A 19,496-nucleotide genomic window follows, 5' to 3' on the forward strand; every position below is an offset into this window, starting at 1 on the left:
CAACTTCGATACTGTGAATTAAATGGAAATGAGTGCTATGTGAAATTGCAACAATTTTATTAGCTAATCTAGGAGGCGTCAAAAAATCGTTTTGACTATGATTTCTATAGGTTAACTGATGAGGAATGTTTCGACGTTAATCGAAATCTTATTTAGAACTATGAGTCATTCAACTATAATTGAACAAGGCATTCCAACAAATAGAAATGGTAAACGCGTGTTAAAGACCATTCACTAATAATTAGTTGAAACCGAAGGTGATTTACTTGCAGAGACAATTCGCGAGCGTATATAATGAACCGTGAACAGGCATAAAGGGGTGTAAAATGGAAAAGAAAAAAGTAGCGTTTATATGTGTTCATAATTCATGTCGCAGTCAAATAGCAGAAGCATTAGGAAAGCATTTCGCAAGTGAAGTTTTCGATAGTTATTCAGCAGGGACTGAAACCAAACCGCAAATTAATCAAGATGCTGTCAGAATTATGAAAGAATTATATAATATTGACATGGAAGCAACTCAGCATTCTAAGCTTATCGATGAAATACCAATGCCGGATATAGCATTTTCGATGGGGTGTGAAGTAGGTTGTCCTTTTATCGGAAAATCATATGATGGTGATTGGGATTTAGCAGACCCAACAGGCCATGATGATTCATTTTTCAAAGAGATTATCGCTAAAATTGAGAAAAATATATTAGCATTAAAAGAAGAATTGAGTTAATTTAAAATAAGGGTAGTGTTTCTTGAAGGGATGCTGCTCTTTTTTATTTATTTGACAACTGTTAATGGGTGTTATATACTGTTATACAAAGAGGTGGTAATCATTGAAAATCGTTCTTTCAAATGGAAGTAGTATTCCGTTATTTGAACAAATTAAAAATGCTATCAAAGAGAATATCATGACCGGTCAATTGGATGATGGCGAGCAATTACCATCGGTGAGAGTCTTATCCAAGGAATTGAAAGTCAGTATTTTAACCGTAAAAAAGGCTTACGATGAATTAGCTAAAGAAGGCTTTATTGAGGTAAGACAAGGGCTAGGAACATTTGTTGCTGAAAATAATCAAGAGTTAAAAGTTGAAGAAAAACAAAAAGAGATGGAGAACAACATATCAGAAGCTATTATTTTAGCAAAATCGTTAGCTATTGAAAAACAAACATTTTTAGAATTAGTCGAATTTATGTATGAGGGTGAATAAAATGGACAATAGAATAGGGTTAGTCGACTTAACGAAAAGTTTCAAAAATTTTAAGTTGAATCAATTATCTTTTGAGGTGCCTAAAGGCTATGTGACGGGCTTTATTGGCCGTAATGGATCAGGTAAAACAACCGCAATACGATCGATGTTGTCATTAATCCATTTTGAAGGTCAAATTTTGGAAAATGGTCAACCGATATCACAAAATTATGACTATTTACAAAATGTGGGCATCGTAATGGATGAACCTCTATTAGGACAGGATTGGGATATGCAGCTGGTTAATCAGGTGATGTCTTTAGGGTACCAGCAATGGGATATGGATAAATATTATAACTATTTAAAGCAATTTGATATTCATGAAAATTTAAAAGTTAAAGAGTTATCAAAAGGGATGAAAATCAAGTTAATGTTAGCCATTGCTTTATCCCATAATGCAGATATTCTAATTTTAGATGAGCCAACGAGTGGTTTGGACCCGCAAATGCGTGATGAATTTGTTACGCTAATTCAAGATTTTATGAGTGAGGAAAATCATACGGTTTTATTTTCAACACATATCACTCAAGACTTGGAGATGATTGCCGATTATATTGTGTATATTGATCAAGGTCAGTTATTAAAAGCGTGTAGTAAGGACGACTTTGTGGAACAATATCGTGTGTTGGTAGGTTCAAGTGGAGACATTGAGAGAATTAATGGTGAAGCCGTTTTAGGTCGCAAGGATTCCCTTGTCAATACCGAAGTCTTGATTGAAAGCGAATGGCTTGAACAAATGGATGCCTCATTATTTGACGTGCAAATACCATCCATTGATCGTGTGATGATGTTATATGGGAGGATAAAATGAGTAAGATTATAAGATTTATCAAAATTGACATGTTATCGATTAAACCCTATTTAACGCTAAAAAATGCGCTAATATTCATTGGGTTAGGCGTATTTTATTCGATGGTAACGAGTAATCTAATGATTATTTTTGGTGTCGCTTTATTATTTGTAAGCCTTCTATCTACGTACCCGTTTTTAGTTGGCGATAAAACAGGAATTGATAGTTTATATCGCGTATTTGGTTTTAAAGAAAAAGAGATTGTGATTGGCAGATATGTTTCCAATTTTGTACTGGCAATTATTATTCAGTTGGCTACAATCCTTCTAGCGTTCGTTCTTGCTCAATTTATCCAGACCGAAAATATCTGGTCGATGGTCGTCACGGTGATTCCAATCTATTTAATTATTAGCCAATTAATCGTTTGTATCCAATATCCGTTTTATTTTAAATATGGCTATACCAAAGCTAAACTAATGATGTCTTTAACCTTTGTTTTGTTTGGTGCAGTTGGATTTTTAGCGAGTTATTTTAAAGAACAAACATTTCAATTAATCACCTGGGGAATGAATCATAAAATGTTAATGATATTGTTACTAATCGCAATGTTATTAGCAATCTATCTGGTATCTATTACAACCGCAATAAAATGGTATAAAGAGAAGGATTTAGTCTAAATAATAGTCGTTCTGACTTTAGTTAGGACGGCTTTTCGGTTAGCTCACGCTTTCAAAAGGATTATAATAGAGTTAGTGAGAGAGGGGCATAGTGATGGTTGAAGAGAACATGACACAATTAGATGAGTTTGTAAAATACCAACAAGATTTACTAAAAAATTATCAGTACTTAAATTTAATAGCAACCAAAGGACAGGTGTTGTTTACAGGTTCTTCTTTGATGGAACAATTTCCAATCGTTGAGTTAGCAATGAATTACGGTTTAAATATCAAAGTTCATAAATATAGTTAAGATTATTGTTCGTTAATTAAAAGCGCAGTGGTTGAGTGGCCTCAAACTGCATCTTTCGACTTGTTTGAGGCCTACTCAACTGTGCGGGGGTAGGCCGACGAAGCGAAAATCATTCAATTTTCTACTTCTGGTCTACTCCCACAGATAGTCGGATTGTTTTATAATGCGTTATCATTATGTTATATTAAATTTGTAGTATGATAAAAGACAACATAAGGAGGACAAAATGAAAAGATTTTTAGTGTTTTTAGCCGATGGATTTGAAGAAATTGAAGCATTGACTCCCGTTGACTATTTAAGAAGAGCTGGTATTGAAGTAGATACCGTCTCGATTACCGATGACCTCAAGGTAACGGGTTCTCATAAGATCCCTGTTTTAGCCGACAAATTGTTAACTGATATTAATCCAGATGATTATGTAGGTTTATATTTACCAGGAGGATTGCCAGGAGCGACTAATCTACGAGATAATGAAGCGGTCATTGAACTTGTGCAACAATTTAATCAAGAAGAAAAATTGGTTACGGCAATTTGTGCAGCTCCGATTGTTTTAGAAAAAGCTGGGGTTATTGAAGGTAAAAATGTGACCAGTTTCCCTAGTTTTAAAGAGGAATTGACGACGGCTAAAGCATATGTTGAGGATGACATTGTCGTAGAAGATGGTAATATTATTACCGGTCGTGGTGCAGCTATCGCTATCTATCAATCTTTTAAAATTGTAGAAACCTTATTAGGCCGTGAGGCGGTAGAGAAGTTAAAAGAAGGTATTCAACAACATAAAGTGGAAGAGTTTTACGGGTTTAAAGCTTAGGTGCTAGTAAAATAGAACAACATAGTTTTAATCATTGATACATTATAAAAGCCTTAAAGATAAGTTGGCTAATCCGATACTTGTCTTTAAGGCGTTTTTTTATTTTCTATTCATGGATTTTATACGCTAATCGATCACATTATCAAATAGAGCACTAAACGCACCACTCCAGCCATGATCATTACATGGATTGGATTCGCTTTGTACTTGCGTAAGAGTGCCAGTGCTGCGATAAATAGAAATAAGCCTATCCAATCGAGATTGAAGCTATCTTTGGGGAATCTTTGTTGACCAAAGATGGCCATATTAAATAATGATAAGCCAGCTGAAGCAATCATCGCAATCACTGCTGGTCGTAAACCTGCCAGGGCGCCATTGACTAAAGAAAACCCTCGATAGCGATAATATAAATAGGCTAAACTCATCACGATGATACTGGACGGCAAGACGCATCCAAAGGTGGCCACAAGTGCACCTGGGATTCCTGCAACTTGAATACCGACAAAGGTGGCAGAATTAATCGCAATCGGTCCAGGTGTCATTTCAGCAATCGTCATAATATCAGCAAATTGTGTCATCGTCAGCCATTGATGCAGTTCAACGGTCTGATCTTGGATTAGTGGCATCGCAGCATAGCCACCGCCAATACTAAATAAGCCAATTTGAAAAAATGACCAAAAAAGTTCTAAAAAAATCATCAAATATCACCAACCTGTCTGCGCATACGGTACCAACTATCAATTGCTCCGATTAAGGCACACATCACAATGATTAACAGAATATTGAGTCGTAAATACCTTGAAGCGATAAAGGTTAAGAGCATCACAATCAGAGGTAACAAACGTTTTTCTTTCATCAACTGTTGCCCCATGCGCCAAACCACGTCAATAATGACGGCGGCTACTCCTGCTAGCATCCCTCTCATAATAATTCCTACATAAAGGTTATCACGAAAAGCTTGGTAAAACATTGAAATAATCGAAATAATGATTAAAGGGGGAAGGACGGTTCCAATCACGGACACCAAGGCTCCTAAAAGGCCACCGACACGATAGCCAACTAAGATAGCAGCATTAACCGCAATGGCTCCCGGAGAAGATTGTGCAATCACCGTTAAGTCGACCATTTCCTCTTCTTCAATCCAGTGTAATTCTTCAACGAATCGTTTGCGCATCAAAGGGATTATGACAAAACCTCCGCCAAAGGTAAAGGCTGATAATTTAAAGGTAGAGGTAAATAAGTGAAAATAGTCTCGTTTAGTAAAAGGTTTCAAGTTAATTCCTCATTTCTTATGCAAATAATGTTCACTCTTCTAAAATACCATAAATAGAGCTAATTATTAAGGGAAACTCTGTTTATAATCTTAAATAATACAGGTAGCATAAGTTCAACCATTACGTCCCTTTTGCAGGAGTGTGTACAATATGGAGAATATCTTATAGGCCAATAGCTATTCCTTTTTGGTAAATTATTTAGGTTGTTACGCGTGGACCAGTAAAGTTTGAGTCCTATTCCGTTTTTTTGATGAACTTTTTCCTGTCTAGGAAAAGTGCTAATATCAGTTTTAATGATACTAGAGTTGGTGTTGTAAGTGTACGCAATGAAATGAGTCAGATTTCTAAAGACAATACCCACATGCTACAAAAAAACTCCTCGCACAATTTGTGTGAGGAGTTTATCGTTTATTCTGGGTAAATGTACTCAAGCCATTGAATATAGATTTGGATAAATAAAGAGGTTGGAATGGTTTCTTTGATTTCGCCAAGTGTATCCTCAATAATCGTGTGGTCTTGGTTTAGCGTTATTTGATAGACATTACCTGCAAAGCTTTTTTCATCGTGAATGTTATCGAGAAACTCAATGATAGTATGCGTAATCATATCATCAAAACTAGCACCTTCAACTTGAAGGAAGGGATCGACCAATGAATAGTGAGGATCATCTTCAAAGACGACATGGTATCTCTCTTTTCTTTTTTCAAAATGGTACATAATTTATCCTACCTTTCATATATAGGGAATGCGGAAATGATTTTGTCATCATCAGTGAGATACATTTGAATCTTGATGCCTTGGCTCTCACCTTCGAAAATATTACCACTTATATGTTCACTATTTTCATAGGCTTCATTGATTGCATCAACGACTTCTTGTGGCGTCCACTTTTGTGGAAAGAATGAAGAATAGGCTTTTTTCGGTTCGCCATCAATTGTTATTTTAGCACGGTAGACACCATGACGGTCTGATTTAGAGCGTGTGCTTTCTATAATTGTAACATCGGGAGCTAAGCCTTCGTAATGATAGCCGGTGGCTTTACCATCACGATTAATGGAACCAAAGAAGATATGTTCCAGCCCATTTTTTACGAAAATGTTGGTCCCTTTTAAATTGTCGGTATCAAAATCTTCTGGGGTGAATTCCGTCTGGGTATGTGTTGACGTCTGTTTATTTTTTTGACTTTCTTCAGTAGTAACAGGGTTATGATTAAGATCATTGTCTGGCGTATTGATACTAGGGTTATTGCCACAAGCGACGAGTAACAAAGTTATTAGGGTTACTAACCAGTATTTGAAGATTTTTTTCATAGATATCCTCCTTGAATGAGTTTATTATACTTAGTATATAACTTTAAATCAAATAACTCATAATAAACGTTAATTTATTTACTATTTGATAAGATTTAGGTAGAATAGATTTATTACTAAAACGAATATTATTGATAGGTGAAAACATGAATATTAAACAAACATTTGATATGACTGAAATTTCAGGTCAGTTTCATAAATTAATTGGTGTAACTCAAGTCTTTGTCGATGAGGATGATTTTGTCTATGTCCAAGTTAAAATGGAAGAAAAACATACAAATCCCATAGGAATTGCTCATGGAGGCTTTCTATTTACATTATGTGACGTCGCAGCTGGTGCTAGAATGGCTTATATTAAGCAAAATTCGGTGACTTTAGATAGTAATATAAATTATTATAAGCCGGGTAAAGTGGGAGATACTTTAACAGCTAAAGTAATTCCGCGTAGAGAAGGGCGCAATACTTCTATCTATTTAGTGGAAGTGCGTAATCAAGACGATGTCTTACTGGTGGATATGATGGCGACGATGTTCCATATTGATTAGTATTTTAAACAAGCAATGATTGGCGATTCGTAATTATATTGCGAAAAATCGTTGCTTTTTTTGTTTTGATGCGTTCTTTATATAGTTTTATTATAAGATTAGAAAAGCCTTACATTACTACTCAAAGAGAGTTATAATATTACTATTGGCATAAAGTATGCCGTTAATATTTTAATGTAAGTTGGAAGGAAGTTTGTAAAATGACAGAAGGACAATATGGGGCACCTGATCATGTAAAAAAATTAGAAATTTTTAACACTATTGAGCTAGAAGATTTAGCCAAAGAAGTCATACCTCATGGTGGTTTTGACTACCTAGCAGGAGGATCTGGTGATGAGTTTACCTTGAGACGTAATGTGGAATCTTTTAATTTTAAAGGGATTGTACCACGAGTAGCTGCGAACGTTGAGTTTCCAGAGACTCATACTAAAATCTTTGAACATGAATTAAAAGTACCATATATAATGGCACCAATCGCGGCTCATGGGTTAGCACATCAATCCAAAGAAGCGGGTACTGCAAGAGGAATCCGTGAATTTGGTGGCTCTTTAATGTCGATTTCTGCATATTCAGGAGCAACTTTTGAGGAAATCGATGAAGGATTACAAGACACACCTCGTTGGTTCCAAATTTATATGTCTAAAGATGATCAATTAAATAAAAGCATTTTAGATGAAGCGAAAGCAGATGGTGCGACAGCTATTATTTTAACGGCTGATGCGACGGTTGGGGGCAATCGTCATCGTGATGAGAAAAATCATTTCGTCTATCCGTTTAGTATGCCGATTGTTGCCCGTTACCTAACAGGTACAGGGAAAGATATGTCATTAAATAATATTTATGGACAGTCTAAACAAAAAATTACGATGGATGACATTCGTTTCATCAAAGAATATTCAGGTTTACCTGTTTTCTTAAAAGGTGTTCAGGCACCTGAAGATGCAGAAGCTGCCATTCAAGCGGGGGTTGACGGTATTTGGGTATCTACTCATGGTGGTCGTCAATTAGATGGTGCACCCGGATCATTTGAAATGTTACCTGCGATTGCTAAAGTTGTCGATAAACGAGTTCCGATTGTGTTTGACTCAGGTATCCGTCGTGGTGAACATATCTTTAAAGCCTTAGCTAGTGGAGCAGATATCGTTGCGATTGGTCGTCCAGTGTTATTTGGATTAGCACTTGGCGGTTGGCAAGGGGTACAATCTGTTTTTGAATATTTTGAAAGAGATTTAAAACGTGTGATGCAATTAGCTGGAACACAAACAATTGAAGATATTAAAAATACTCAATTAATTGATTTAAGATAATCATTTAATTCAGTTTAGAAAAGCTCAGTGCGGCTCTAAACTGGATTTTTTTATCTTCTCAAGTCCCTCTGCTGCGTTATATAATAGAGTTAATAAAGGAGGGGCTCAAATGGTTTTTGATTTTAAAAAAGTAGAAAAAGCATATTATCAAACGAAACAGCAACCAACCATTGTTACGATTCCAAAGATGCAATATTTAGCAGTAAGGGGTAGTGGTAATCCAAATGATCCGGAAGGCGAATATCCTAAAGCAATTGAGCAATTATATGGCATTGCTTATACCATCAAAATGAGTAAAAAAGGCAGTGTTGACCTACCGAATTATGAGGATTTTGTGGTGCCACCTTTAGAGGGATTTTGGTGGCAAACGGATATAAAGGGTTATGATGCAACCAAAAAAGAATTATTTGAATGGTATGCCTTAATCCGAATGCCCGATTTTGTTACGGAAGAAATTGTGAATTGGGCTAAAACAGAAGCAACGAGTAAGAAGCAAAAAGATTATTCGAAAGTGGAATTATTAACCTATGAAGAAGGCGTGTGCGTACAAGCAGTTCACATAGGACCGTATGATACCGAACCTGAAACCGCCGAAAAAATGCATCAGTATGCTGAAGCGGAAGGTTATGTCCTCGACTTAAGCGAGCAACGTCACCATCATGAAATCTATTATAGTGACCCCAGACGTACCGCTCCAGAAAAATTAAAAACCTTAGTTAGACATCCGATTCGTAAAGTGTAGCATTTTTTAACTTTCATCATGAAATTTAATATTCCACACAAATGAAGTCTTGAATGAATATTGAAATCACGTAAATATTGAGTAAAGAATTGAATATTAAGGAGCTTTTATTTGACGACTAACTGGATTTGAGTCGTATAATGGAAGTAAGGAAGGAGTCTTAGGCTTTTGTCTACTCTTTCAATAAGAGAAGGGAGTTGTTACTGGAAGGACATTTAATAAGTTAACTGATTAAACAAATTTAGTTGTACAGCATCAAGAAAATCGATACTCGTTTTTGAATAAAAATTTAATCGCCAATCAGTCGTTATCTTTATGAACCAAATCAAAAAATAAAGGAGCCATGATATAATGAGAAATTCAAACCAAGTTTTTGACCTATTAACTAAAATTGTAACTGCCGATGAACGAATTAGAGTAATGACACTGGAAGGTAGTCGTGTGAATCCTAATGTAAAACAAGACCCATGGCAAGATTATGATATTACATTTTTAGTTACAGATGTTGAGAGTTATTTGACATCTGATAAATGGTTAGAAAAATTTGGAGAAAGAATTTTTGTGCAAAAACCTGAAGGGATGAGTTTGTATCCTCCCGACTTTCCCAATGGCTGGTTTTCTTATTTAATGTTATTTCCAGATGGTATCAAAATAGATTTGACTTTAGTTCCGATTGCGGATAGTCAACTCTATTTTGAACAAGATCCCTTAATTCAAATTTTGATTGACAAAGATGGACAGTTTCAGACCCCATTAGAACCAACTGATGAAATGTTTTGGGTACAAGCACCCTCTGCCCAACATGTTGAGGATTGTGCCAATGAATTTTATTTTGTCAGTACTTATGTTAAAAAAGGTCTACTAAGAAAAGAATTATTATATGCGAACGGGTTATTAGAACAAATTTTGAGACCTGAGTTACTGCGAATGTTAGGCTATTTAGTAGGGGCAAGAGTAGGCTTTCCAATTAATTTAAATAAACAAATGAAGCGACTGCCTCAGTTATTGTCAGCAGATGAAACACAACGGCTTTATCAAACCTATCGCTTAGAAAGCTTAGAACAAACGCAAATCGTTTTAAATGAAATGATGGTGTTTTTTGAAGAGGTATTACAGGAAGTCTGCCAATTAATGGATTATCCGGCTCCCAATTTTTATGAAACGATTAAACTGTATCATCAAACATTGGAAACGGTCGTTTAAATAACGAATTTTTTTCACTGCAGAGTACACCATTAATAACACATTAATCAGTCAAATCGTAGTTTTTCCAATTGCGATTGTAATAATCATGTTAATATTAAGTAAATCAGAGAGAGGGAGTGGGCAAGAAGTAGAAAATTAAATAATTTTCGCTTCGTCTGCCCACCCCCGCACAGTTGAGTAGGTCTCAAACAAGTCGTTTAGACGCCATTTGAGACCACTCAACCACTGCGCTTTGAATTAAATAGATATGCCTGAACAGAATTTAAAAAGTTTTTGCCCAGCCTCTTTTTGCTATAATAATGTTGAAAAATTATACTAGAATGATTAGAGGAGGATAAGATGACCGAGTTTATCCAACCGTTTGGTCCAAACCACTTATTATATATTGGCATTGTCATCGTGATAGGGATTTTACTGTTTTCAAATATTAAATTTGTGCGCAAATACCGTGATCAAATTAGTTTGATTGTTTTAATTATTAGTTTAATACAACAATGTATATTATATGGTTCTTACTTACTTTTCTTTAAATTTGATTTATCGGAGTCAATGCCATTACATATCAGCCGGATCAATAGTATTTTAGGGATTATTTATTTAGCGACAAAAAATAAGCAGGTCATTAAGATTTTATCTTTTACTGGTTTTTTTGCTTTATTAAGTTTTCTCTATCCGAGCCGTGTTCAAGGGATTACTCATCCATTAGGCGTGAGTTTTTTGGTGAATCATACCATTACACTGCTATTGCCATTCTTTGCGATGATAGCCTATGATTTTAGGATTCAAAAATCGGATAAGCAATTACCTTTTATTTTTTTGATGGTTTATATGATGACTGTTTATTTTATTAATCCATTGGTTAATGGCAATTATTTTTATTTAGTGATGCGACCATTTGCTTTTTTAAATGGATTGCCAGATAGTTTGTATTTAGCCATTTGTGCGATTGTGACTTTTGCATTATTCTCAGTGGCGGAGGTTTGTTATTATAGTTTGAGTGAATATTTAACAGAGCGTGAGTTTACCTCTAAGCAATATCAGTCAATCAATCAACCTTAAGTAATTTCTGTTTGAAAATCCACTTCCTGTTCTTACACCTTATCGAGTATAATCGGCAGGGTGTTTTTTGCTTAATTCCAAGGTAAGCATGGTGCCAGTCTAATCGCTCTCTTTGTATTCCATGTATACCATTTCGAATTTTAAAGAGCTTAAAACTTTCATATTAATTGGCAGATTCTTAATCAAATATTAACTTCTAGGGATTGTCAAAGAAGATTTTTATTGATATCATAATGATATCAAATAGATTTGGGAGGAAAGCGTATGAATACAGTTGAGAAAAAGCTCAGCCAGAGCGATAACGTTGAAGAAATTCAATTAAAAGGCAAAAATAAAGGTTTCTTAGTGCTAGGGTTGTATTTTGCTTTACTACTAGTTTCGATTGTTTTATTTATCGTGAATGTTAATGTTCTTGATAAAGGAGATGGCAATGCGCTGAATATCGCTTTATTAGTGATCAGTATCTTATACTGGGCGCTTGGATGGATTATGCTATTGGGGCTAAAAGTATTGAAACCTCAAGAATCATTAGTGCTGACATTATTTGGTAAATATATTGGGACACTTAAAGGCGAAGGATTTTACTTTGTTAATCCATTCTCTCAATCGTTCAACCCAGCAGCCAATACCAAATTAAGTCAAAGTGGCGACGTTAAAGAAGAAAATCGCTCCATTTTGAAGACGGGTAGTGAAGGGGTTAGTGTTGACTTAGGAAACAAAAAGATTTCCTTAAAAGTCATGACTTTGAACAATAGCAAGCAAAAAATTAATGACTATTTAGGGAATCCAGTGGAAATTGGGATTGCGGTCATGTGGAAAGTGAACGACACAGCCAAAGCGGTCTTTAATGTTGATAACTTTAAAGAATATTTATCACTTCAAACAGACTCAGCCTTACGAAACATTATTCGTCAATACCCTTATGATGTGAATCCAAACTTTGAAATCGATACGACTGGAGACGGTGAACCGGATGATGGTTCATTACGTGGCTCAAGTGAAGTTGTAGCAAGTCGTATTAAAGATGAAATCCAAAGACGCGTTGAATTTGCAGGTCTTGAAATTATTGAAGCGCGAATTACCCATCTATCTTATGCGCCTGAGATCGCAGCCGCGATGTTACAAAGACAACAAGCTTCTGCCTTAATTGATGCACGAGCGATGATTGTAGATGGTGCGGTAGGAATGGTCGAAATGGCTTTAGATAAACTTCAAGAAAACAATGTCGTCGAATTGGATGAAGAAAGAAAAGCAGCAATGGTGTCGAACTTACTAGTAGTCTTATGCGGCAACAGTGAAGTTTCACCAATTGTTAACTCAGGTAGTCTTTATTAGTGGGTGCCAAAAAACAAATCCCGCTTAGAGTTTCTGCAAAGCTCTATGAACAGATAGCGGCTTGGGCGGAAGATGATTTCCGTTCAATTAATGGACAAATTGAATACCTCCTAACGGAGTGTGTAAAGCAACGGAAAAAAGATGGCAAGTATGTCTCAGAAACTTTAGATGAAGGCATTGAACTTGATATCGAGTAATCTGTTTAAAAGGATATCCTTGAATAATGGACGCAAGTCTGTTGTTCAAGGATTTATATATATTTTATGTGCATTGTTTTTTATTTAATAATAGCCAAAAAATAAATCAGTTAAAGGACGCAAAATTTGTTATAATAGGATGAATAGAAGGATTGGAGGAGAGACATATGAGACAAGATAAACATCGTTATATCGGTTGTTTATTAGGACTGTTACTGCTACTAATGTTTCATCCTCCAGTAATTAAAGCAGAAGTCACTGAGGCCGCTTTAGGCTATAACACTTTAGCGGAAACGACTGCTAGCCCGGATCAATTAATTACCGTTAAAGATTTTAAAGTGTACGATGGGGATACTGCAGATTTTATTTTGAATCGTGCGACGGAGCCAAGTATTAAAGCAAGATTTTTATTAATGGATGCTCCTGAAATTAGAGGAGGCGTACCATATAGTAAGGCGGCGCGTAAGCGAGTCAATCAAATATTTGAAGAAGCTGAATTAATTCAAATTGAATATGAAGGTCCCAAAAAGGATAAATATCAACGTGATTTAGTGCATGTTTGGGTTGATGGGCATCTCTTATCAGAAATTCTAATTAGAGAAGGTTATGCTATTGCACGATACATCCATCAATATTTACCTAATAGTCAATATGTCAAAGCCATTTATGAAGCGCAAGAAAAAGCCAAATATGAAGGCTTAAGGGTGTGGGTAGATGGAGATTTGGAGTTTATTAACAAAGCTGAATATGAACTTCAAGCCAACCATTCAGCTGGTTCTGTCAATGAAGCGGAAGAAGTTTATTATCGAAACTGTAAGGAAGTTTGGCAAGCCGGTAAGGCACCGATTAGGGAGGGCGATCCTGGATTTCGACCCCAATTTGATGGTGATAAAGACGGGGTTGGTTGCGAGGTTCCTCAGTAATCATCGTGTATTTAAATAAAAAGTATCCTCTCGTTTGAGCTATACCAAGATAATACGAAGCTGTAATCTGGTGTGACTCAACGTTTGAGGATACTTATTTTGCTATATAAATAGACTAGATTTCAATCCGAGTCCAATTACCTTGTTTGAAGCGATGACGTAATAAAATAAAACGCGAGAATTGGTCGGATAAAATCCCAATCCAGATACCGTAAAGACCCAAATTGAAGATATTAACTAATATTACTGTAACGCTTGTACGGATAATGGTAACCGATATAATGCCGGCAATAAGGGTATAGCGAACGTCGCCTCCTGCCCTTAAGCATCCGCCATAAACAAGTTGGGAGATTTGTAATAGCACAATAATCATGACAAAGCGGGTGATAATAGCCCCTTCATCAATGAGGGAGGCTTCATTAAAATAGAGACCCATTAAATTTTTACCAAAAGCAAATAAGAATAATGATAGTATCAGTGACATGACTAAACCAATCCGTTGACAAATATGACCGAATTTAATGGCTTCATCATGGTCTTGACGACCTAAAGCTCTACCGGCTAAGGCAACGGCAGCTACTTGCATCCCATCTCCGAATGAAAAGCCAAGACTCAGTAAATTCATACCGGCATTGTGAATGGCAAAGGCATTTGTGCCAAGTTTTGCGGCTGTGACCGCGGTGGCTACAAACCCAATACGCATCATCAGATTTTCAACTGCCATATTAGAGCCTAAGCCAAAAATCATTTTAACAGTCTTCATTTGCATTTTGACTTTATATTTTAAAATATATTTAATTTGGATTAAACTATCGGGACTATAGAGTGAGCGAATGCTCATCAACATGGCCACAAAGGTACCTAATACGGTGGCGATGGCGGCCCCTTCAATCCCTAAAGCGGGGAATCCCAATTTACCATTAATTAGTAAATAGTTGAAAATAATATTAACGATGGATGAGGTGACATTGGTAAAGAAGGCAATTCGGGTATTGCCACTTCCGCGTTGAGCGGCGTTAATCACCATGGCGATGACATTAAAGATCATCCCCCCATAATAATCCGTAAATAATTGACAGAGGGTTGGTGGGTTTCGTGATTGCTTCCAGTCAAATGCATAATATCATCAGCAAAATATAAGAAAATAGCGGTAATGATTAAACTAGCCACTACTGTTAAAAATAATGCTGTCAAGAAAACCTCATTGGCCCCACGTTTATCTTCTTGTCCACGTCTCCTTGCAACTAATGATGATACGGCGATGTTTATAGCAAAAAAGACGGTTAATCCAATTAGTTTTGGTTGTGTTGTTAAGCCGACTGCTGCAATCGCAAAACTTCCTAATTCACCGACCATCATCGTATCGATCATCGCTGCCAATGAAATAAAGAAGCTTTCTAACACAGAAGGCCAAGCCATTGAAATGGCTGTTTTATAATAGGCTTTATCTTTCATAATATCCTTTCTATTTTTTCAGTTACTAAACTACTAGTAATATGATAGTACTTTACGCAATAATTATCTAGTCTTTTAGCCTATAAACTTGGGAGTGGGCAAGAAGTAGAAAATTAAATAATTTTCGCTTCGTCTGCCCACCCCCGCACAGTTGAGTAGGCCGCAAACAAGTCTTTAAGACGCAGTTTGAGGTCACTCAACCACTGCGCTTTGAATAAAATAGATATGCATGAACAGAATTTAAAAAGTTTTTGCCCAGCCTTATTTTCTTTCAAAACACATCGTTATTGAATCAGCTTATTTTGTGATATGATAAGGCTACTGAAAAATGAAATAAAGGTAGGGGTCTTAACATGACAACATTTAAAGGTGAATTCGTCACCATCATCGGTAAACAATTAAAGGTAGGAGAACAGTTACCCAATTTTACACTTGTAAATCCTGATCTAGTAAAGCAATCTCTAGCTGACTTTGAAGGTAAGAAAAAGTTTTAAGTATTGTTCCTTCGGTCGATACGGGGATTTGTGATGCCCAAACTAGACAGTTTAACCAATCCTTATCTGATATGGAAAATACAGTGGTGCTAACGGTTTCTTGTGATTTGCCTTTTGCTCAAAAACGTTGGTGTGGTGCTTCAGGCATTGAGAATGCTTTGTTATTATCTGATTATTATGATCAATCATTCGGAAAAGCGTATGGTGTTTTGATGGAAGAGTGGCATTTATTAGCACGTGCGGTTATTGTAGCTAATGAACAGAATGAAATTACTTATGTTGAGTATTTAGATAATGTTAATAGCCATCCTGATTACGAGGCAGCTATCAACGCTGTTAAAGAATTAGCTTAAGGAGGATTTTATGGAGTGGCTTTTTTGGATTGTGATTGTCTTTTTAGTATTATTCATTATAGCCTATGGGATCATTTCGCTCCATTTTTCAAAAAATATTGCACAACCTAAAGTCTCATCATTAGAAAAAGAAATGGCTTGGGAAAAGGAACATCATTTGTGGGGGAATTTTGATAATTATGATAAAACGGCCTATACGGTTAACGGGTATCAAGATTATCCATTACATGTCGTCTTAGTGAAAGCGGCAATGCCGTCGGATAAATATGTGATTATTTCTCATGGTTATACAGCGAATCGCTACGGTGCGGTAAAGTATTTAGATGCATACCGTTCACAAGGATTTAATGTCATTATTTATGATATACGCGGACATGGTGACAATGAAAAAACGCCTGTTTCGTTAGGGAATTTTGAGGCTAAAGATTTACTGGCATTGATTGAAGATACCTATCAGCGCTATGGCGATAATATTTATTTAGGCTTACATGGTGAATCGATGGGCAGCTCGATTTCCTTAAATGTCTTAGCGTATCGACCTAAAATTCAATTTGTGGTGGCCGATTGTGGGTTTACTAATTTATATGAGTTGATTGCGAGTTTATACCGTCAATATAAAGTGGGGCCGTTAATTTATGGAGTCAGTTTTATGATGAAATTAACACAAGGTTTCGATATGAAAGCTACCAGTGCAGTAGATGCTTTAAGAGAAAATGAAGTACCAATCATGTTTATTCACGGTAAAAATGATACCTTTATCTTGCCAGAACATAGTGAGCATTTAGCTGCGGCTAATCATGGCAAAAGTGTGGTTCACCTCATTGACCGAGCAACTCATGCCGGTTCCAGACAAACGATTGGCATCAAAGCCTATACGAAATTAATCGAGGACTTTTTACAAACAATCTAAAAAGTGCGGTAGATAAACAGTAGTATGTGATATGGATACCGCGTCTGGGTTTCCAGGTGATGATTGGCAAGAGCAGGATGTATCAATAATATTGCCTATTTCGGCTCGTAATCATTCACTGTGCTAAAAAATGAGCGAGTCGCTTCAAAGGTCGATAAGACCCGCTGTCTTGAAAAAATAAGAACAGGATTTCTCTTAAATGCAACGAATATTAAGTTTGAGAGAGTAGGCATTAACTCGATAAATTCAGTTAGCTTATGATATGTTAATTATAAGCGCCAACCTGCTAATAACTTAGCCGGCACCACCATTAAGGATGGTTTTATCCATCAAGTATTTATTGTAGGAGGCTGTCATTTAGTTGCTTTAATCGTGATGATTTTAGTAAGTAATATCTTATATTAGTTGGGGGTCTTATTTTTCTTACATTGGAAAGGACGATAGCAGTCTAGGTCTGGTGATTTTGACTTCGCCTCCTTTCCAATTTTTTCATGAAAACCATAAGCGAGTATTGTAAATGTTTTGTAAATAACTTGTCAAGCAGCTTTGGATTGTGCTATGATGGAATCACGATGAGAAACTATTCTCAGGTGGTTACCATAATTCTCACTATAAAAAAGAGTCTTGTACGTTATGGTAGTTCTTATCTGATAGCAGCAATTTCGAAGTAGAAGGGTGCCTGATGTGGGACCTATTTGAAGAAGTTGTATGAATCAGAGTTCTTACAAGAAAGAATTTTCAAACAAAAAAAGCATCAACAACCATCAGATTGTACAGCACGGAGTTTGTGTTCCGGCCAAGGCAGTCTTTTTTTGGCTAAAAATGCAAACCTCTGTGTCATAAGACAAAAAGAGGGAAAGATGAAAATAGTAGTAAGAAAAAATAAGTCGTTGTTTACCAAGATCCAAGCATTGTCAAATCAAAGCTTAAAGCTGGCTCATCGTAGCTATTCATTTACTTTGAAGCGATTAGTAGCATGGTTAGAATTATCCTGGGGTGATATTGGGATGATTTTGCTAGGAAACTTGATTATGAGTTTTGCGATTGTCAATATTCATATTCCAGCTAAAATAACCGAAGGGGGCGTTATTGGCTTATCAATTGTCCTATCAAAATTAACTCATTTGAGTCCCGGCATTATTAATCTGCCGATTGATATTTTATTATATGGTTTGGGTGTCTTCTTATTAAAAGAAGGTTTCTTTAAAAAAGCCATCTTTTCAACACTTATGTATGTCCTAATGTATTCCTTAGTGGAAGCAGTCGGGCCAGTGTTGCCGTCATTAGAACATTTTCCGGTAGTGGCTGCCATTCTTGGCGGTTTATTATTGGGAATTGGTTGTGGACTGGTAGTATCACGCGGGTGTGTAGCAGGGGGCGATGACTGTTATGCCTTAATTGTGTCGAATCGTACGCCAATTTCATTAGGAAAAGCTTATTTCTTAGCCGATATATTGGTTTTAACATTGTCGGTTATCTTATATATGCCAATGGTTAATGGTTTAATTTCACTATTAACGACCTTTATTTCATCCTTTATCATCGGTCAATTTGAAGTAGAAATTCCAACGGTGAAAGTAGAAGTAAGTCGTGTTAAACAAGCATAAAAAGTATAGCGTAAAATCACTTTTTGGTGGTTTTACGCTTTTTTTATTTTTTGAAAAAGGCTCAAAATTTTTGTGGCGTGTTTATGTAACCTGTGTATGTCATTTGGACGGAATCTAATTTGTGTCCTGTTTTATTGCGTCTTTATGTTAGAATAAAAGTAATTCATAAGGAGTGGATGAGATGGATGCAAGAAAGTTTTTAGAAATTCTATCAGTTGCTGAGTGCTTAAAAGATACGACGCGCCATTGTTATACCTCTAAGGGGCGACATGAGAGCGTGGCGGAACATACCTGGATGATGTCGTTAATGGCTTTCTTTTTAAGAGATGAGTTTCCCGAAGTTGACTTTCAAAAAGTGATGTTAATGATCATTATTCATGATTTAGGTGAATGTTTTACAGGAGATATTCCGGCATTTGAAAAGAATGATCAAGATCGCGAATCTGAAGAAAAGTTGTTGCATCAATGGATTGCAACAATTCCGGAACCGTATCAAACGGAAATGTGGGCACTTTATAATGAAATGGAAGCGAAAGAGACATTGGAAGCCAAGGTTTATAAAGCTATTGATAGTTTAGAAGCTTTGATTCAACATAATTTGTCTGATTTAACTACTTGGACTGAACATGAAAAGGAATTTAATTTGGTTTATGCCAATGACCGAGTAAGTTTTTCGTCATACTTAACACACTTAAGGGAGCTAATTCATCAGGATACGGTTGAGAAACTGAAGTTAAGTTCAGAATAAGCATCACTGAAAAGTGCCATTCGAAAATTATATAGGATACTATCCCATTACAATAATTTTCATTGAAAAACTATTCAAGCGCATGGTGCCATTTATGATTTTATTTAATTGTTTTAGTGGGTTCTCAATTAACCCTTGGGGGCGTATAAACGAATAGAATTTTCTCCGATTTTTTACATTTTGCTTGCTGAAATTTATTTGTGTAAATCAATATTCTTGCAA

General features: G+C 36.1%; 24 protein-coding genes and 1 pseudogene. 18 read left to right on the forward strand and 7 right to left on the reverse strand.

What is annotated here, in order from left to right; genetic code table 11:
• Nucleotides 1-326: 326 nt before the first annotated feature.
• From LB888_RS06900 to LB888_RS06925, 6 genes are all read left to right on the forward strand, one after another.
• The gene (locus LB888_RS06900; protein ID WP_318752368.1) at nt 327-722 is read left to right on the forward strand and encodes an arsenate reductase ArsC; all 396 of its coding nucleotides are present in this window, start codon (nt 327-329) and stop codon (nt 720-722) included.
• A 103-nt stretch (nt 723-825) separates the two neighbouring features.
• Nucleotides 826-1,200 (forward strand): GntR family transcriptional regulator, encoded by a 375-nt coding sequence (locus LB888_RS06905; RefSeq protein WP_078755040.1) that lies wholly within the window; start codon nt 826-828, stop codon nt 1,198-1,200.
• A 1-nt stretch (nt 1,201) separates the two neighbouring features.
• Entirely contained in the window at nt 1,202-2,050 is an 849-nt protein-coding gene (locus LB888_RS06910; protein WP_318752369.1) for an ABC transporter ATP-binding protein, read from the forward strand.
• Complete coding sequence (locus tag LB888_RS06915; protein ID WP_318752370.1) at nt 2,047-2,706, forward strand: ABC-2 transporter permease; 660 nt, start codon at nt 2,047-2,049, stop codon at nt 2,704-2,706. The genes LB888_RS06910 and LB888_RS06915 overlap by 4 nt, the downstream gene beginning before the upstream one ends.
• 94 nt (nt 2,707-2,800) lie before the next feature.
• The gene (locus LB888_RS06920) at nt 2,801-2,998 is read left to right on the forward strand and encodes a hypothetical protein (protein WP_318752371.1); all 198 of its coding nucleotides are present in this window, start codon (nt 2,801-2,803) and stop codon (nt 2,996-2,998) included.
• A gap of 226 nt (nt 2,999-3,224) precedes the next feature.
• Nucleotides 3,225-3,809 (forward strand): DJ-1 family glyoxalase III, encoded by a 585-nt coding sequence (locus tag LB888_RS06925; RefSeq protein WP_318752372.1) that lies wholly within the window; start codon nt 3,225-3,227, stop codon nt 3,807-3,809.
• 134 nt (nt 3,810-3,943) lie between these two features.
• On the opposite strand, the gene LB888_RS06930 is transcribed toward LB888_RS06925, so the two are convergent.
• The 4 genes from LB888_RS06930 to LB888_RS06945 all read right to left on the reverse strand — a co-directional run bounded on the left by LB888_RS06930 (nt 3,944) and on the right by LB888_RS06945 (nt 6,393).
• Nucleotides 3,944-4,507: a chromate transporter gene (locus LB888_RS06930; RefSeq protein ID WP_318752373.1), complete on the reverse strand. Its 564-nt coding sequence runs from the start codon at nt 4,505-4,507 to the stop codon at nt 3,944-3,946.
• Nucleotides 4,507-5,082, reverse strand: a complete 576-nt coding sequence (locus tag LB888_RS06935; protein ID WP_318752374.1) for a chromate transporter — start codon at nt 5,080-5,082, stop codon at nt 4,507-4,509. The genes LB888_RS06930 and LB888_RS06935 overlap by 1 nt, the downstream gene beginning before the upstream one ends.
• Nucleotides 5,083-5,491: 409 nt before the next feature.
• The gene (locus LB888_RS06940; protein WP_318752375.1) at nt 5,492-5,800 is read right to left on the reverse strand and encodes a hypothetical protein; all 309 of its coding nucleotides are present in this window, start codon (nt 5,798-5,800) and stop codon (nt 5,492-5,494) included.
• An 8-nt stretch (nt 5,801-5,808) separates the two neighbouring features.
• A complete protein-coding gene (locus LB888_RS06945; protein ID WP_318752376.1) occupies nt 5,809-6,393 on the reverse strand; it encodes an EndoU domain-containing protein in 585 nt (194 codons plus the stop codon).
• 146 nt (nt 6,394-6,539) lie between these two features.
• On the opposite strand from LB888_RS06945, the gene LB888_RS06950 reads away from it, so the two are divergent.
• The 8 genes from LB888_RS06950 to LB888_RS06985 all read left to right on the forward strand — a co-directional run bounded on the left by LB888_RS06950 (nt 6,540) and on the right by LB888_RS06985 (nt 13,707).
• Nucleotides 6,540-6,938, forward strand: coding sequence for a PaaI family thioesterase (locus LB888_RS06950; RefSeq protein WP_318752377.1), 399 nt, complete (start codon nt 6,540-6,542; stop codon nt 6,936-6,938).
• A gap of 200 nt (nt 6,939-7,138) precedes the next feature.
• Complete coding sequence (locus LB888_RS06955; RefSeq protein WP_318752378.1) at nt 7,139-8,245, forward strand: lactate oxidase; 1,107 nt, start codon at nt 7,139-7,141, stop codon at nt 8,243-8,245.
• Between the two features lie 109 nt (nt 8,246-8,354).
• On the forward strand, nt 8,355-8,987 hold the full coding sequence (locus tag LB888_RS06960) for a GyrI-like domain-containing protein (RefSeq protein ID WP_276647327.1): 633 nt from the start codon (nt 8,355-8,357) through the stop codon (nt 8,985-8,987).
• A 351-nt stretch (nt 8,988-9,338) separates the two neighbouring features.
• Nucleotides 9,339-10,190, forward strand: a complete 852-nt coding sequence (locus LB888_RS06965) for an aminoglycoside 6-adenylyltransferase (RefSeq protein ID WP_276647325.1) — start codon at nt 9,339-9,341, stop codon at nt 10,188-10,190.
• Between the two features lie 342 nt (nt 10,191-10,532).
• The gene (locus tag LB888_RS06970; RefSeq protein WP_318752379.1) at nt 10,533-11,252 is read left to right on the forward strand and encodes a TIGR02206 family membrane protein; all 720 of its coding nucleotides are present in this window, start codon (nt 10,533-10,535) and stop codon (nt 11,250-11,252) included.
• 264 nt (nt 11,253-11,516) lie between these two features.
• Nucleotides 11,517-12,587, forward strand: a complete 1,071-nt coding sequence (locus LB888_RS06975; protein ID WP_318752380.1) for an SPFH domain-containing protein — start codon at nt 11,517-11,519, stop codon at nt 12,585-12,587.
• Nucleotides 12,587-12,784, forward strand: coding sequence for a PTS ascorbate transporter subunit IIC (locus LB888_RS06980; RefSeq protein WP_078755021.1), 198 nt, complete (start codon nt 12,587-12,589; stop codon nt 12,782-12,784). Before LB888_RS06975 ends, LB888_RS06980 begins: the two co-directional genes overlap by 1 nt.
• A gap of 167 nt (nt 12,785-12,951) precedes the next feature.
• Nucleotides 12,952-13,707: a thermonuclease family protein gene (locus LB888_RS06985; protein WP_318752381.1), complete on the forward strand. Its 756-nt coding sequence runs from the start codon at nt 12,952-12,954 to the stop codon at nt 13,705-13,707.
• 115 nt (nt 13,708-13,822) lie between these two features.
• Here LB888_RS06985 and LB888_RS06990 read toward each other — a convergent pair whose 3' ends face one another.
• The 3 genes from LB888_RS06990 to LB888_RS07000 all read right to left on the reverse strand — a co-directional run bounded on the left by LB888_RS06990 (nt 13,823) and on the right by LB888_RS07000 (nt 15,437).
• On the reverse strand, nt 13,823-14,755 hold the full coding sequence (locus LB888_RS06990; RefSeq protein ID WP_318752382.1) for an MATE family efflux transporter: 933 nt from the start codon (nt 14,753-14,755) through the stop codon (nt 13,823-13,825).
• A complete protein-coding gene (locus LB888_RS06995) occupies nt 14,752-15,162 on the reverse strand; it encodes an MATE family efflux transporter (protein WP_276933209.1) in 411 nt (136 codons plus the stop codon). Before LB888_RS06995 ends, LB888_RS06990 begins: the two co-directional genes overlap by 4 nt.
• A 113-nt stretch (nt 15,163-15,275) precedes the next feature.
• Nucleotides 15,276-15,437, reverse strand: coding sequence for a hypothetical protein (locus LB888_RS07000; protein WP_318752383.1), 162 nt, complete (start codon nt 15,435-15,437; stop codon nt 15,276-15,278).
• 78 nt (nt 15,438-15,515) lie between these two features.
• On the opposite strand from LB888_RS07000, the pseudogene tpx reads away from it, so the two are divergent.
• From tpx to LB888_RS07020, 4 genes and pseudogenes are all read left to right on the forward strand, one after another.
• Nucleotides 15,516-16,009, forward strand: a pseudogene (gene tpx / locus LB888_RS07005) (thiol peroxidase).
• A gap of 10 nt (nt 16,010-16,019) precedes the next feature.
• Nucleotides 16,020-16,919 (forward strand): alpha/beta hydrolase, encoded by a 900-nt coding sequence (locus LB888_RS07010; protein ID WP_318752384.1) that lies wholly within the window; start codon nt 16,020-16,022, stop codon nt 16,917-16,919.
• 860 nt (nt 16,920-17,779) lie between these two features.
• Nucleotides 17,780-18,526 carry a YitT family protein gene (locus LB888_RS07015; protein WP_318752385.1) on the forward strand — a complete coding sequence of 249 codons (747 nt, stop codon included), beginning with the start codon at nt 17,780-17,782 and terminating at the stop codon, nt 18,524-18,526.
• Between the two features lie 181 nt (nt 18,527-18,707).
• Nucleotides 18,708-19,274, forward strand: a complete 567-nt coding sequence (locus LB888_RS07020) for an HD domain-containing protein (RefSeq protein WP_318752386.1) — start codon at nt 18,708-18,710, stop codon at nt 19,272-19,274.
• The last annotated feature ends 222 nt before the right edge of the window (nt 19,275-19,496 follow it).

It is taken from the genome of Globicatella sp. PHS-GS-PNBC-21-1553, from assembly GCF_033564055.1.
GTDB classification, from domain to species: domain Bacteria; phylum Bacillota; class Bacilli; order Lactobacillales; family Aerococcaceae; genus Globicatella; species Globicatella sulfidifaciens.

Coding starts and splice junctions, on each gene's coding strand:
- LB888_RS06900 (WP_318752368.1), top strand. CDS start 327: ATGGAAAAGAAAAAAGTAGCGTTTATATGTGTTCATAATTCATGTCGC.
- LB888_RS06910 (WP_318752369.1), top strand. CDS start 1,202: ATGGACAATAGAATAGGGTTAGTCGACTTAACGAAAAGTTTCAAAAAT.
- LB888_RS06915 (WP_318752370.1), top strand. CDS start 2,047: ATGAGTAAGATTATAAGATTTATCAAAATTGACATGTTATCGATTAAA.
- LB888_RS06920 (WP_318752371.1), top strand. CDS start 2,801: ATGGTTGAAGAGAACATGACACAATTAGATGAGTTTGTAAAATACCAA.
- LB888_RS06925 (WP_318752372.1), top strand. CDS start 3,225: ATGAAAAGATTTTTAGTGTTTTTAGCCGATGGATTTGAAGAAATTGAA.
- LB888_RS06930 (WP_318752373.1), bottom strand. CDS start 4,507: ATGATTTTTTTAGAACTTTTTTGGTCATTTTTTCAAATTGGCTTATTT.
- LB888_RS06940 (WP_318752375.1), bottom strand. CDS start 5,800: ATGTACCATTTTGAAAAAAGAAAAGAGAGATACCATGTCGTCTTTGAA.
- LB888_RS06945 (WP_318752376.1), bottom strand. CDS start 6,393: ATGAAAAAAATCTTCAAATACTGGTTAGTAACCCTAATAACTTTGTTA.
- LB888_RS06950 (WP_318752377.1), top strand. CDS start 6,540: ATGAATATTAAACAAACATTTGATATGACTGAAATTTCAGGTCAGTTT.
- LB888_RS06955 (WP_318752378.1), top strand. CDS start 7,139: ATGACAGAAGGACAATATGGGGCACCTGATCATGTAAAAAAATTAGAA.
- LB888_RS06960 (WP_276647327.1), top strand. CDS start 8,355: ATGGTTTTTGATTTTAAAAAAGTAGAAAAAGCATATTATCAAACGAAA.
- LB888_RS06965 (WP_276647325.1), top strand. CDS start 9,339: ATGAGAAATTCAAACCAAGTTTTTGACCTATTAACTAAAATTGTAACT.
- LB888_RS06970 (WP_318752379.1), top strand. CDS start 10,533: ATGACCGAGTTTATCCAACCGTTTGGTCCAAACCACTTATTATATATT.
- LB888_RS06975 (WP_318752380.1), top strand. CDS start 11,517: ATGAATACAGTTGAGAAAAAGCTCAGCCAGAGCGATAACGTTGAAGAA.
- LB888_RS06985 (WP_318752381.1), top strand. CDS start 12,952: ATGAGACAAGATAAACATCGTTATATCGGTTGTTTATTAGGACTGTTA.
- LB888_RS06990 (WP_318752382.1), bottom strand. CDS start 14,755: ATGATCTTTAATGTCATCGCCATGGTGATTAACGCCGCTCAACGCGGA.
- LB888_RS06995 (WP_276933209.1), bottom strand. CDS start 15,162: ATGAAAGATAAAGCCTATTATAAAACAGCCATTTCAATGGCTTGGCCT.
- LB888_RS07010 (WP_318752384.1), top strand. CDS start 16,020: ATGGAGTGGCTTTTTTGGATTGTGATTGTCTTTTTAGTATTATTCATT.
- LB888_RS07015 (WP_318752385.1), top strand. CDS start 17,780: ATGAAAATAGTAGTAAGAAAAAATAAGTCGTTGTTTACCAAGATCCAA.
- LB888_RS07020 (WP_318752386.1), top strand. CDS start 18,708: ATGGATGCAAGAAAGTTTTTAGAAATTCTATCAGTTGCTGAGTGCTTA.